The sequence below is a fragment of the Leptospira ryugenii genome (genome assembly GCF_003114855.1).
GTDB lineage: Bacteria > Spirochaetota > Leptospiria > Leptospirales > Leptospiraceae > Leptospira_A > Leptospira_A ryugenii.
In genome coordinates, this window is the sequence record NZ_BFBB01000003.1 from 274975 (window position 1) to 289373 (window position 14399).

Annotated in this window: 12 protein-coding genes; 2 read left to right on the plus strand and 10 right to left on the minus strand. The window is 42.5% G+C overall.

Translation table 11 applies throughout. The annotated features are described in order from the left end of the window. Window positions 1–33: 33 nt before the first annotated feature. From DI060_RS05675 to DI060_RS05685, 3 genes are all read right to left on the minus strand, one after another. Window positions 34–657, minus strand: coding sequence for an inorganic pyrophosphatase (locus DI060_RS05675; RefSeq protein WP_108974631.1), 624 nt, complete (start codon window positions 655–657; stop codon window positions 34–36). 3 nt (window positions 658–660) lie between these two features. Next, a complete protein-coding gene (locus DI060_RS05680) occupies window positions 661–3912 on the minus strand; it encodes an efflux RND transporter permease subunit (RefSeq protein WP_108974633.1) in 3252 nt (1083 codons plus the stop codon). 66 nt (window positions 3913–3978) lie between these two features. Continuing rightward, on the minus strand, window positions 3979–4305 hold the full coding sequence (locus tag DI060_RS05685; protein WP_108974635.1) for a hypothetical protein: 327 nt from the start codon (window positions 4303–4305) through the stop codon (window positions 3979–3981). 143 nt (window positions 4306–4448) lie between these two features. On the opposite strand from DI060_RS05685, the gene DI060_RS05690 reads away from it, so the two are divergent. After that, entirely contained in the window at window positions 4449–4769 is a 321-nt protein-coding gene (locus DI060_RS05690; RefSeq protein WP_108975661.1) for a bactofilin family protein, read from the plus strand. Beyond that, entirely contained in the window at window positions 4757–6673 is a 1917-nt protein-coding gene (gene recJ, locus DI060_RS05695; RefSeq protein WP_108974637.1) for a single-stranded-DNA-specific exonuclease RecJ, read from the plus strand. The genes DI060_RS05690 and recJ overlap by 13 nt, the downstream gene beginning before the upstream one ends. Window positions 6674–6686: 13 nt before the next feature. Here recJ and DI060_RS05700 read toward each other — a convergent pair whose 3' ends face one another. The 7 genes from DI060_RS05700 to nuoH form a co-directional block, all read right to left on the minus strand. Further along, a complete protein-coding gene (locus tag DI060_RS05700) occupies window positions 6687–7217 on the minus strand; it encodes a cupin domain-containing protein (protein WP_108974639.1) in 531 nt (176 codons plus the stop codon). Window positions 7218–7326: 109 nt separating this feature from the next. Next, window positions 7327–8763, minus strand: a complete 1437-nt coding sequence (locus tag DI060_RS05705) for an NADH-quinone oxidoreductase subunit N (protein ID WP_108974641.1) — start codon at window positions 8761–8763, stop codon at window positions 7327–7329. Further along, window positions 8764–10470, minus strand: coding sequence for a complex I subunit 4 family protein (locus DI060_RS05710; RefSeq protein WP_108974643.1), 1707 nt, complete (start codon window positions 10468–10470; stop codon window positions 8764–8766). 1 nt (window position 10471) lies between these two features. After that, the gene (gene nuoL / locus DI060_RS05715; RefSeq protein WP_108974646.1) at window positions 10472–12403 is read right to left on the minus strand and encodes an NADH-quinone oxidoreductase subunit L; all 1932 of its coding nucleotides are present in this window, start codon (window positions 12401–12403) and stop codon (window positions 10472–10474) included. A 2-nt stretch (window positions 12404–12405) separates the two neighbouring features. After that, entirely contained in the window at window positions 12406–12726 is a 321-nt protein-coding gene (gene nuoK / locus DI060_RS05720) for an NADH-quinone oxidoreductase subunit NuoK (protein ID WP_108974648.1), read from the minus strand. Further along, window positions 12723–13349 (minus strand): NADH-quinone oxidoreductase subunit J family protein, encoded by a 627-nt coding sequence (locus tag DI060_RS05725; protein WP_439956888.1) that lies wholly within the window; start codon window positions 13347–13349, stop codon window positions 12723–12725. The genes nuoK and DI060_RS05725 overlap by 4 nt, the downstream gene beginning before the upstream one ends. Beyond that, window positions 13328–14398: an NADH-quinone oxidoreductase subunit NuoH gene (gene nuoH / locus DI060_RS05730; protein ID WP_108974650.1), complete on the minus strand. Its 1071-nt coding sequence runs from the start codon at window positions 14396–14398 to the stop codon at window positions 13328–13330. Before nuoH ends, DI060_RS05725 begins: the two co-directional genes overlap by 22 nt. Between the last annotated feature and the right edge of the window lies 1 nt (window position 14399).

A 14399-nucleotide genomic window follows, 5' to 3' on the forward strand; every position in this document is an offset into this window, starting at 1 on the left:
AAAGAACTAGAATAGAAAGTATTCGAAGCATTTTCATACCGTAACAAACTTCTTTATATAATCTTCAATGCCAAACTGAATCACCCGAAGAGCCTCTTCTTTACCATACACCTCCGTAATTTCTACAGTTCCAGACGTAGGAGAATTTGGATCGAGTTTATAGGTGAGGAAGTAGTGTTGTAGTTTTTTGATCATTGCCTCTGGGACATCGCCGATTTCCTTCATCAATCCGAACACTTCGTCACCTTTTAAAACTGCAATGATTTTGTCGTCAGCCTCACCCTTATCAATCATACGTAACCCACCAATAGGGATTACGGAAAGTATAGTGTTCCCATGATTGATAGGGCTTGCGCTAAGGACGCAAATATCAATAGGGTCTCCATCACCTTCTATATTCGGTCGGCCAACTACATCCGAACAATGTTTTCCAGATGCCTCACCAGAATAAGTACGAGGAATAAAACCGTACAGAGTCGGTGAACGGTTGCTATATTTTTGAGGTCGGTCCACACGGATAAAGCCAGATGCTTTGTCGATTTCATATTTAACAGGATCCTGTGGAGTGAGTTCGATAAATACATCGATTTCATCTGGTGCCTTTGGCCCCAATTCAATCCCGTGCCACGGATGTGCTACATAGTAATTTGGCTTCATGTTTTATTTCCTCTTAGACCCTTTTTTTAACGTTAACTTTGATTCTTTCAATTCCTCTTCTGCAGATTCTTCCTTTTCATGCTCTTGGAATCGTCTCATTTCTTGGAGGAAGTATTCATTCAATTTTTGTTCTCTTTCTGCCTGTCTTTGCTCTTGTTTATTGGCCAATTTTACCAAATACTCAAAAGCTATCGGTAGTAAGAAGCGAGAAAGAATCGTCGCAACAAGAACTCCTCCCATTACAACGGTCGCCAATGGTCTCTGCACTTCAGCACCTGCGGAAGAGGCAATCGCCATAGGCAAAAATCCAATGATGGCCACGAGTTCAGTAGTGGCCACAGCTCTCAAAGTGTATACAGCTGCCTCCACGACGGCTTTACTCGGGTCTTTGGTCACCTTTAATTGGTCTTTCAGAGCAGAAGCATAGACTACACCGTTTAACACAGAAATACCGGCCGCGGCAATGAATCCAACCCCTGCTGGAATAGAGAATGGCAATCCTCTGATGACAAGTGAAAGTATCCCACCCGAGAGAGAAAGAGGAACTAACATAAAAACGCCAAGTGCATAATATACGCTACCAAAAGCAATAAAGAGCATTGCAAAGATAATGCCAGCGGCAATGGGGATCACAATTCCCAACCTCGCCTTTGCTCTGGTAAAGTTCTCAAACTGACCACCCCAATCTACATAATAGCCTTCGGGTAGATCCTTTTCGATTTGGTCGGTGGCAGCCATAACTTCATTTACAAATCCGATCATGTCTCGCCCTCGGACGTTCACCTCTACCAGGATCCTTCGTTTGAGTCCTTCATGATACAAAGCGGCTGGACCCTCCGACATCGTAATATCCGTTACCTGGCCAAGAGGCACTGTTCCACCTAATTCTGTCATAACGGGAACATTTTCTATGACATCGATATCTCTGACATCGGCATCTAACCTTACAATCAAATCGAAACGTTTGTAGCCCTCATACACCTTTCCTGCATTGACACCTACACGTAATGTTTCTATGGTTGTGAGTACCTCTTCGGCTCTCACTCCATAACGAGACATTTTTTGTCGGTTCATTTTAACTTCTAAGAGAGGGAGGCCGAGCAATTTTTGAACCCTTAAATCTCCCGCCCCTTTGATCTTTTTGATTTTGGAAGCATAATTGTCAGCAATCGATTTTAAGGTAAGGATATCATCTCCGTATATTTTTATCACGATATCAGCTTTCGAACCAGATAAAAGTGCATTCACCCGATTCTCAATAGGTTGCGACAAACTGATATAAGACGAGGGAACTTGTTCGTTGATTTCCTTTTTCATAATCTCCATGAGAGACTCGCGGTCCTTCACGGTGACCCACTCTTTTTTGGGTTTGAGTTTCACCATGGATTCGCCCTCTTCCGAACCGATTGGCTCAGCTGCTGACTCTCCCCTACCTTGCTTTGATACAACTGATGTAACCTCTGGGAGTTTTAAAAGTACTTTCTCAATTTCTAAGTTTAAATCCCTGGAATGGTTAATGGCTGTGGAAGGTAGTCGTTTGATATCTACGGCAATTTCGCCCTCATCAATTCTTGGCAAAAACTCAGAACCCAAAGTACCACCTAATAGGAGTGATACGAAAACCAGGACCACCCCTGCAATAGCAAACTCTTTTTTGAATCGCATTCCATAAGTTAGGACCTCAGAATATTTGTGTTGGAACTTCTCCCAAAATTCAGATTCATGTAAGAGCGGTTTTTTGTATATCAAGGTCATAAGAGCCGGGAATGTGGTGATAGAATAGAGCAGAGCTGCACCCAAAGCAAAGGCAACGGTGATCGCCATGGGACGAAACATCCTTCCTTCTACACCTTCAAGGGTCATAAGCGGTAAGTAGACTAAAAGGATGATACCGACACTAAATGCAGAGGCTCTCACTACCTTCATACAAGATTCTGTTATCACATCTTCTATGCCATCTTCCATATCTTGGGCGGAAGTTTTTGAGAGCAGAAAGTTTTTACGTATCAGAAATCCATGCAAGGTGGACTCAAGCATCACAATCGAACCATCCACTAACAATCCAAAGTCCAAAGCTCCCAATGACATCAAGTTCCCAACGATGCCAAAAGCATTCATTAGAATAGTGGCAATGAGCATAGAAACTGGGATGGCGAGGGCTACGGCAATAGCGCCTTTAACTGTGCCCAAGGTTAAAATAAGGCAAGCTAGTACTATGATAGCCGCCTCAACTAAATTTGTGAAAACGGTGCTTAGTGTTCGTCCAATGAATTCCGATCTATCATAATAAACTTCGATCTTCATTCCTTTGGGAAGCCTTGCCTCAATCTCTTTCATTTTCTCTTTCACCCGAGAGACCACTTCAAGTGAATTGCTACCCATGAGCATCATCGCTGTTCCACTTACGACTTCTCGTTTTCCATTCTTAGTCGCTAGACCAAAACGAAGAGCTGGACCTGTCTCTACTTTTGCAATCTGTCCGAGAGTAAGTGGAATACCATCTTTCGAGGTACGCACCGAGAGTTGGCTAATGTCCTCTACCGACTTAAATTGACTCTCTCCTCGGATAACAAACTGTTCCTCACCTTTTTGGATATACCCACCACCTAAATTGATGTTAGCTCCTTCTAAGGCTTCTGTTATATGAGAAAGAGTGAGATTTAGAGATTGTAATCTTCTTGGGTCAATTTTGATTTGGAATTGTTTGACATCCCCACCCACTACGTTGACATCAATGATTCCCTTAACAGAGCGAAGCTGCCTTGCAACCTCCCATTCCATTGTGATTCTAAGCTCTTCGGGAGTATGGGTTTCAGAAACAAGAGCAAATTCGTAAATATCTCCTAAACCCGTGGAAATAGGAGAAAGTTCTGGTCGGCCATAGGATTTTGGGATAAAGTTCTCTGCCTGTTTGAGCCTTTCGTTGACCAATTGGCGAGCGAAGTAGATATCAGTTCCATCTTCAAAAATGACAGTAACGGAACTAACTCCCGTCCGTGAAATAGATCGGATTTCCGTGACTTTGGGCATTCCATTAAATTCCAACTCGATTGGATAGGTAATGAACTGTTCAACTTCGAGGGGAGAAAGACCAGGCACGGAAGTCACTGCTGATACTTGCACGTTCGTAACGTCTGGAATCGCATCTATCGAGAGGTGCATCGCATTGTAAAACCCTACTATGGTCAAAACAGCGGTGACAACAAGGACTGTGCCTCGATTTTGTATGGAATACTGAATGATTTTTTCTAACATGAATACAAATACCTTTGGGGAAATTAGGACGTGCGAGAATCACTCTCTCGCAAAAGACTGCAAAAATCAGACCAAAGATGGTGGAGGAAGGCTCAAGAACCGAACAGGGAGTAAAAAAAAGACAATCCGATCAGAATCCTCTCTCTCCCATGTTTCTTTTTGGTTTTTGGTGTTCGCAAGCAGTGAGGTCTCGTTCTCAAGAACAAACAGGACCGGGTTTTGTTTTTTAAGAGAAACATTGCTGAGACGTGTCGTCTCTTCCAGTTCATAGGATTGGTATTGGTGGCTTAGGTCTTCAATCGGAGAGACAAATCGATCGTCTACCGCGTTCCAATTGATACAAATGGAAAGCACAAGTAAAAGAGCAGTTTGTAAGATTCTACTAGCCTTCAAAAAAGAACACCTTCTTCCAATCTGAGGAGGGAACAGCTAGCTTCAACAGGAAAATTAAAATCCTGAACTTTTTTCCGAAATCTTTTCTAATGAAAAGGGAACGAAGTTGCCAAAGAATCGGGAACCTCGAATCTATCCCCAGTATGAAAGATGAATCAGTAGACACCATCATCAACGACGACATCAGCTTCCGTGGTACACTCTCGTTCAACCAGACACTAAAGATCAAAGGCCAGTTCAAAGGCACCATTTCATCTCCGGGAAGGTTGATCATCGATGAAACCGGCGATGTGGAAGCCGATGTAGAAGTAGGAAGTTTACTCGTGTTAGGAAATTTGAAAGGCAATGTGGATGCCAAAGAAAGAGTAGAATTGAAGAAACCTGGCAAGGTGGTTGGTGACATCAAATCTCCAGGCCTTGAAGTGGAATTTGGTTCCAAAATCATAGGTAATTGCATTATGTAAAACGGGTTCTTTTTGGACCCACTCCCACCCAAATCCGTTCCGAAGTCAAAAGCAAACGCCCGATCTTACGCTATCTAGTGGATCGCAGAGAGGCGCTTCGGGACTTGTCTGCCCATGAATTTCTGGCTTCCCACATTTCCTTTTTACACTCCCCTTTTTCTTTGCCTGACCTGCTAGCAAGTGTTCAATTGCTGTTTGAGGCACAACAAAACGGCGCCAAGATCTTATTGTATGGAGATAGAGATTCTGATGGTGTTTCTTCTAGTTGTTTGTTAGGTTATTTCTTACGATTGCATCCCGACTTTCGTTCTACCTCTATCGAAATCCTCACCTCCTCCGATAGTGATCCGTATGGTCTCTCGAAAGAAGCAATCCAAAAGATCAAAAAGGCTTCGCCTGACCTTTTGGTGTGTTTGGACTTTGGATCATCACAAGCAGATGAAATTGAGTCTTTAACCCAAACGGGGGTTAAGGTCATTGTTTTAGACCACCATGAAATCCCTGCCCGCATCCCTAAAGGCTGTCTACTCGTAAACCCCCGGAGATTGGACTCAATGTATCCGGAAAAAAAAATCTGTACATCCGTCCTATCCTTCAAATTGGTGATAGCTCTACTCTTTTACAAAAGTGCAGAATTTAACAAAGTATATGTGAAAAAAACAGAATCAGGAGAGATTTACTTTCAAAATGGTTTGATGGTATTGGCTAAGCCAGAGAAGAGCGAAGTTTTCCCCTTCCCTGATTTGGATATGTATGATGCAAAATCTTTCCCCCAAGGTGAGGAAAGGCTACTCTTTTACCACCAATGCAAACAAATCCCAAATTTTGAAGAATTACTAATGGAGGAGATAGATCTAGCAGGCATTGGAACAATTACCGATATGATGCCACTTACTGGTGAAAATCGAATGATCGTTAAACTGGCAGTAAAGGCCCTCCAGGACTATTGGAATCCACAAATTTCCAAAAAAAGAATCGGAACAAAAGCTCTCCTGCAAGAACTGCAACTCAATGAAATTAGCCCCAAAGATCTGGGATGGACCATAGGCCCTGTTTTAAATGCCGCAGGACGTATGGGAAAGACGGAGGAGGCAGTCAAATTGCTGTTAAGTGAAGATTCGACCTTTGCCAAAGAAAAAGCAAAAGACCTTGTAAAAATCAACTCTGAGCGAAAAGAAAGAACAGCTCGGAATTTGGATCGGATGCAAAGGTATTTTGCGAGAAAGCCAGAAAGGCTAACAAAACCAGTGTTATACTGTTATGAACCGGATATGGAACCTGGAGTGTCTGGTATTGTTGCCACCAAAATGGTGCAGGACTTCAAAAAAGTTGCAGTGTTTGTGACACCTGACCATGGCGAAGCGAGAGGCTCTATCAGAGCCTATGACAAAGAAAACGTTCTCAAATTATTGGAGTCACTTTCCGATCATTTTTTACATTTTGGTGGCCACCCTGAAGCTGCGGGGTTTTCCATTCGCCAAGAGAAACTACCAGATTTCGAAGAAGCGCTTTACAAAAGTGCGGAGACTGTCTTCCAAGAGGAGGTGCAGGCAGATTATGATATCTTCTCTGATATCTGCGTAGAAGCAAACGAGATCAATGATAAACTCTACAAAGAAATTATAGACCTTGCTCCGTTTGGCCAAGGAAATCCTGAAGTGAGACTTGCCTTACGATCGATTCGCCCTATGCATGTAAATCCCTTGAGTGGTGGAAAGCATATCAAATTTCAAGTATTAGGTGGAGGGTCCTTAAAATACATTGTATGGAATCGCGGCGTAGAATTCCAAGAGGCGATGTCGCAACTAGACCAAATGGATCTCGTTGGTTATCTCGAAAAAAATAACTTTCGAGGCCAAACCAGCCTACAGTTCATAGTAGAATGGTTTGGCAAAAGTGCATAAAACTATGTTTACTTTAGTGAACTAAAACTTTTGACTCATCCACGTAGACCGGCACCCAACCACTGTTATCTTTGAAATAACGCACAGCCTTGATTCTTTTTTTCTCATCTAGAGTAAACCAATGGTTTGTATTGGCAGGTATGGAAAGAAAGTCTCCCTTTGAAACATGAACTTCAAATTTCTCACCGCCAATGATGAAACCAAAAATACCAGATCCATCAATGATGTAGCGGACTTCCTCATCCGTATGGATATGAAGTTTATCAAATTTTGCCAAGACCTCATCAATCCCAGGGACCTCATCATGCAATACAACCAAGTCTCGCGCTTTATAACCATATTTCTTCTTTAGGTCTTCAAAGCGATATTCTAAGCTTGAGAGCACTTCTTCTTTTTCTGCATCATTTAGGCCTTTTTGCCCCAGGAGAGGAGAGATCCCCTCGGGGGTCGAAAAAGACTCATAATCAAGACCCTTTTCCTGGAGAAAAGTTCGGATTGCTTCCGCTCCTTCAATTGACTCTTGTTTGCGGATAACGACTGCCATGGACACCTCCTCTCGGATGTTTCCGAGGGTTTGGGAACCAAAGTCTGAAAGGAATTAACTTTGGCAAGCTTTGTTTCGTTATTGCGAAATAAAATCTGCTATAACGAAACTACACAAAGCTCATTGGCTGGAATACAAGGATTCCGAAGAGCAAAAAGGCCACTGAGATCCCGACGACCAGGCTAGTGGGAAAGTCCTTTTCCAAACCATCTAGATCCTCCAGAGCCTCTGCCTTCATGTAGGACTGAATGGTGATGTTCATGTAATAAAAGAAAGCAAGGGCAGAATTGGCAACGGCAGCAAAAAGCAAAAACCTATGGAAGAGAAGGTCCGACTCGGCAACTTTTTGGAGTAGGAAAAACTTAGACCAGAACCCAATGAGGGGAGGAAAACCGGCAAAAGACAAAAACAAGACAGATAGCGCAAAGGCAATGTAGGGTGAGTTTTGGCTGAGGGAAGAAATGGTTTTCAGTGTGATTTCGCGCTCCCCTGATTCCATATAGGAGAGTAAGGAGAATGCGGCGAGGTTCATCACGGCATAAGTTACCAAATAGTAAAGTGCCTCCAAATTGGCACCACAAGCGATCCCGAGGGCAATGTAACCCGCATGGGAAATAGAAGAATAAGCCAAGATTCGCTTAAGGTTTGTTTGGCGGATAGCAACGAGGTTTCCCCAAGTCATCGAGAGGAAGGCTACAGCACCGACTAAGTGTTTCCAAATCTCGCCACCATTCCCACTGGGAATATGCTGGAATAAGACTAAAAGCAATCCCAAGGCACAGACCTTACCAGCGGAAGCCATAAAACCAGTAATCGGAGTTAAAGATCCTTCATAAACATCAGGTGTCCAAGCATGGAAAGGAACCAAAGCGGATTTAAAGAAAATTCCAATCAAAAACAAACCAAAGCCTAGTTTGGCAAAATTGCTCTGAAATCCTGTCTGGAATAAACCATTTAACACACGGTCTACGTTTGTTGAACCAGAACCCCCGTACAAAAAAGCAATGCCGAGCAACATAAATGCTGAGCTGAAGGCTCCTAACAAAAAGTACTTCATAGCAGATTCTAAGGAGCTTGCTGAATTGCGAGTCATACCAATGAGAATATAAAAACAGAGAGAAAAGATCTCCAGGCCGATGAAAATTACCATAAGATCGTAAGCTGTGGTAAAAAACATAAGACCAGTCAGACAAAAGAGAAGGAGTGCATAGAATTCGGGAAAGTGCGCCTGATTCTTACGGAAAGAATGGGGTACGATGAGCAGAGTGACAGCTGCGCAAAAGAGGTATAAGAAATTCAAATAACGAGTGAGTGGGCTAATAGAGACTTGAGAATAAAAATAATTCCCATAACCAGGGTTTTGCGTTAGATACCAAACAGAAAATGTTGAAGCTAGGATAGCCAAAAATGTTAGTAACCACAAAACTCCAGTATCCTCTTTGTTCGGCAGTAGAAACTGCACGATGAGAAGGAACAAACCCATACCTGCCAAAATGAGCATGGGCAAAATCGAAAATAAATCATTCACATTTGGGATATAAGACATTTACTTGGTATCCTTTTCTATGGATTCTATCGAATCATGTGTTCCACTCTCATCAGGAGCAACTTTCAAAAGTGGGGATTTTAAATTGGGGAGAGCAAATCGGGAACTGTAGACACCTAATCTTTCTTCGTAGGTTCCAAGGCTTTGCCCCAAACTCTTGTAATCTGGAAATGTGCGATTGAAGGAAAGTCCAATCTGGTCTTTAGGAGGATTCACCCTTTCCTGAATTGCTTTCTCAGAAGCTGAATTCAAAATCACAAGAGCAGATGGTTTCAAAAGATCCAATAGAGGTTTAGGATAGAGACCTATCCAAAAAATGAGAACCACTAGGGGAACTAAAAATCCTATCTCTCGGAAACTGAGATCCGTATAGGGCTTTGCTTGGATGGTTTTGCTTGGTCCAAATAAAAAACGCTTCACAAACCATAGTAGATACAAGGCAGCAAAGACAACTCCAGTTGTTGCGATACCAGTGATCCATGGATTGCCTTTCATACTCCCAATGAGAATTAAAAACTCACCAACAAATCCATTCGTCCCAGGCAATCCTACTGAGGATATCACTGCAAGGAAGAAAAACGTGGAAAACACTGGCATCTGGCGGATCAGCCCACCAAATTCATCGATGTCGCGTGTCCTTGCTCTCTCGTAAATCATTCCAATCAGTAAAAAGAGCATACCTGTTGAAATGCCATGAGAAATCATTTGCAGCATAGCTCCCACTACACCTTCTTCTGTGAAAGAAAATACACCTAACATTACAAAGCCCATGTGGGATAGTGAGCTATAGGCGACAATACGTTTGATGTCTTTTTGCACTAATGCGGCCATAGCACCGTAAACGATACCAATCACAGCTAAAACCTGAAATAGGTCTCTTGTCTCCAAGCTTATGATAGGGAAAAAGGGAATGCAGAATCGCAAAAAACCATAGGCACCTATTTTCAGTAAAACCCCTGCTAAGTCCACCGAACCAACCGTAGGCGCTTGTGTATGCACATCCGGCATCCAGGTGTGGAAAGGAAACATAGGAATTTTAATGGCAAAGGCCAGGGCAAAAGAAAAAAACAAAAGGATTTGTAGAGAGGGGCTAATATTGGATAAATCCATAGTTGCCAAGGATTCAATTGTAGTTTTGCCGGTTTTAAAGTAAAGAGTGAGTATACCAGCTAACATAAACAAGGAACCAGCCATTGAATACAAAAAGTATTTCAATGCAGCGGTCGTTCTATCTTCGCCACCCCATATCCCTATCATAAGCACCATAGGTAGCACCATCATTTCCCAGAAAACATAATAGAGCACCAAATTGGCTGCCGCGAATACCCCTAAGACAGAAGTTTCCAATACAAGCAGACAGATATGAAATTCTTTGATACGCCTTGGGATATTGGACCAAGAGGCAATGCTTGAAATAAAAAACAAAAAGGCAGTGAGGGCAAATAAACTCAAAGAAAGTCCATCTAAACCGACGTGATAATCAATGCTCAATTTACCAGAAACAATCCAATCAGGAATCCAATGCACAAACTGTAGGCTAGAATCGTTCACATCGTAAGCAAATAGGAGTCCTACCGAAAGAAGTGTCGTGACCCCAGAGGAGATCGCAGAGATGAGGATTACATTTCCCATTCTCTTTTGGAAAACGATCAATAGGGAGCTTAGAAGAGGGATGGCAAGTATGATAGAGATGATTTGAGAAGGCACCTTAGACTCCCTTTACCAACAAAAATAGAAGAATGAAAAACGATCCCAGTGTGATATAGAGAGCATAGTCCCCAACAAATCCTGTTTGGAAACGACGCAAAATACCCGCTAAGCCTTGCAATACGCGCGCTATTCCAGTAAAAAATCCATCTATTGCATAACGGTCGATCGTAAATGCGATGATCTTCGAGATACTAACGAAGGGACGAACAAATAAAAAATCATATATTTCATCCACATAGTATTTGTGAAATAGGATTTTCCTGAAACCGGAATGTTCTTCTTTCACTTCTACATTTCTGTCAGTATACAAAAAACCTGCTAGGCCAATGCCGAACAAACTCATCAAAATAGCAAAGCCTGCTAGTTTCAAATCATCGCCTTCCCCTAAGGCCTGCAAGGTAACTGCAGAACCAACTGTATTTGCATATACTTTACCCGGGAATAGGATGGGCTCGAAATACGATTCTAATGTATGGATATGTAAAAAGAAATGTGGGGTCTGAAGAAATCCAACAATGCTTGCACCTATGGCAAGGAGCAAGAGTGGAAGGGTCATAGTCAAAGGAGATTCATGGATTTTTTTGCCATGTGTATCCGTACGATCTGTTCCAAAGAAGACAACAAACACCAAACGAAACATATAAAAAGCAGTAAAGAAAGCTGCCAATATCCCAACAGTCCAAAGAAATGTTCCGTAAATAGGGTATTGAAACGTCTTTTCTAAAATTAAATCTTTTGAGAAAAATCCAGAAAAAGGAGGAATCCCAGCAATCGCCAAAGTTCCCAACAAAAAGGTGATGGATGTGATCTTGGCTTTGGAAAACAAAGAGCCCATCTTCCGTATATTTTGTTCATGGTGTAGGATATGAATGACAGAACCTGCACCTAAGAAAAGTAAAGCTTTGAAAAAGGCATGGGTCATCAAATGAAACAATCCAGCTACATAGGACCCCACCCCCATTGCTAAAAACATAAAACCAAGTTGTGAGACCGTTGAGTAGGCGAGAATCTTTTTGATGTCTGTTTGGAGAGTTCCTATGCTTGCCGCAAATAGTGCAGTAAATGCACCAACACTTGCAATCAGTAACGAGGTGTGAGGCGCAGCCATAAAAACAATGGAAAGCCTTGCGATCAAAAAGATACCCGCTGTCACCATGGTGGCAGCATGGATCAATGCAGAGACAGGTGTGGGACCTGCCATCGCATCCGGTAACCATACATACAAAGGAACTTGCGCGGACTTACCCATGGCGGCTATAAAGAAGAAAAGAGCAATCAAATCTGTATAATCAGCAAAGTGGGCAATGCCTGGAACAAGAGTTTGGATTTCGGAATACTTTAGGCTTCCAGTCAACCAAAACAAAAACCCACTTCCCAATATGAAGCCGAGATCACCGATCCTGTTGAGGACAAAGGCTTTCATGCCTGCAGCAGCTGCAGAATTTTTCTCGTACTCAAATCCTATCAGTAAATAGGAACAGAGACCCACCCCTTCCCAACCTAGAAAGGTGAGGACTAGGTTATCTGAAAGCACTAAGTTTAACATAGAGAAGACGAAAAGATTTAAATAAGCAAAAAAACGAACATAACCGCTGTCGCCTTTCATGTAGCCCATAGAATAAAGGTGAATCAAGGAGCCAATGCCTGTAATGACCAAAGCCATATAAAGAGAGAGTTGGTCTACTTGATAGGCTATATCTAAATGAAAATTTCCAATGTGGATCCAAGGGAACAAAGTGACAATGTGGGGGAACGTACGTTCCATTGGCTTAAATTCAAAAAAGATTTGAAGCGTGATCAAAAATGGAATCAATACTGCGAGTGTGCCTATCGCACCCGCAAAACGATGTGGAATGCGCTTCATCAAAAAGGCATTGTGTAAAAAACCAATCAGGGGGAAGAGTACTACTAAATAAATCAAATCTAACATATTCACCACTTTAATGACTGCAACTCATCCACATTTGAAGACTTGTTCTGACGAAAGATTGCGATGACCAAAGCAAGACCAATCGCCGCTTCACAAGCAGCAATGGCCATCACAAAGAAGACAATGACTTCCCCCGATACATTTAACAAAGTTTTGGAGAAGGTAACAAACACAAGATTGACGGCGTTCAAAATCAATTCGACTGACATGAATATAATCACGGCATTTCTACGTATGAGAACTCCCACTAAACCGATAGAGAACAGAATGCCCGCGAGTGCTAAAAAATAAACGCTAGGGATACCTGAAATAAGAGCGTTCATAGTGTACTATCCTTTGTAGATTCCGTAGTAAGCCGTCGTTTGGCAAGAATCACCGCTCCAACCACGGCCACCAAAAGTAAAATAGATAAAAGTTCAAATGGTAACACATAATCTAAATACGTTGCCGCGCCAACTGCTGCCACATTTCCTTCGGCAGTGACACTTGTGCCACCATTGATTGGGTATTGGTATTGTGTTTGGAGTTCGGATACAGTGTATCCCTTGGTTTCAGGATTTTGTTTTGGAACACCCCACTGGAGAGCAGAAAAGAGTGTGAAGAAGAATAGCATACCAAATACAGATAGTGCTAAGACTTTCAAAGGATTGTCCCAAAATTTGGAAAGAGTCTCTGCCCTTTGGGACAGGAGCATAATCACAAAGACCACTAATACCATAATGGCACCAGCATAGACCAAGACTTGCATGGTTGCAATGAAGAAGGCTCCCATGATGGCATAGATGCCTGCCAGAGAAAAGAAGGTAAATACCAAAGAGACTGCCGAAACGACAGGGTTTTTTTGGAAGATGACATTTAAAGCCGTGATGACAGCAACTGTCCCAAACAAAAGAAAAAGATAAAAACTAGGATGGTCAGGAGCAATCATGAAAAAATCCTTTGCCAAGCTTCTTTCCAGTATACGGTATATACCGACGCTAAGGCAACAGTGAACAGACCCCAAGGGATCATTTTTTTCCAACCAAGCCTCATCAATTGGTCATACCGAAATCTTGGTAAGGTCCATCGAACCCAGATAAATAAAAAGGCAAAAAAGAGAACTTTCAAGATAAAAACACCTAAGCCGATAAAGGCCGACCATTCTGAACCATCGCCTAGGCCAAAAGGTACATTGTATCCGCCAAAGTAAAGGAGAGTGGTAAGGCAAGACATGGTGATCATGTTCATATACTCTGCCAAAAAGAACATGGCAAATTTAAAAGCTCCGTATTCGGTGTGGAATCCAACAACAAGCTCTGACTCTGCCTCGGCCAAGTCAAATGGCAGGCGATTGGTTTCGGCAAACATAGCCGTCACATAGATAAAAAAGGCAATGAATCCAGGGGGGGTGAGGATATTCCAAAGATCCTTTTGGGCATCATTGATTTCTGTCAAACGAAGAGAACCCGTCATGATGACGATCACAACAATAGAAAGTCCCATGGGAAGTTCGTAACTGATCATCTGTGCCGTGGAGCGAACCCCTCCCAATAGACTGTATTTGTTATTGCTAGACCAACCAGCGATCATAATCCCGTATACCGCAAGAGAGGAAATGGCAAGCATATACAAGACACCGGAGTCTGGATTCGCAATTTGCAAATCTATGGTTTGCACACCTGTCCAAGCCATGAGCCAGGCAGGAGCTGGGATCGTACCACCAAAAGGGATCACAGCCCAAGCTAAGATGGCACAAGTCATGGAAATGGTCGGTGCAATCAAATACATCACCTTAGAAACGTTTTTGGGAAAGACCTCTTCTTTTGCGATGAACTTAATTCCGTCCGCAAGAGGCTGGAAAATTCCAAAAGGACCTGCTCGGTTGGGACCTGGTCTGTCCTGGATAAAACCAGCAAACTTACGTTCTGCGAGAGTGTAATAGGCTACACCCGTTATAATGACAAAGAACAAAGATAGAATCTTGATTGCCCAAGCAAGTACTAGTCCCCAATCCATT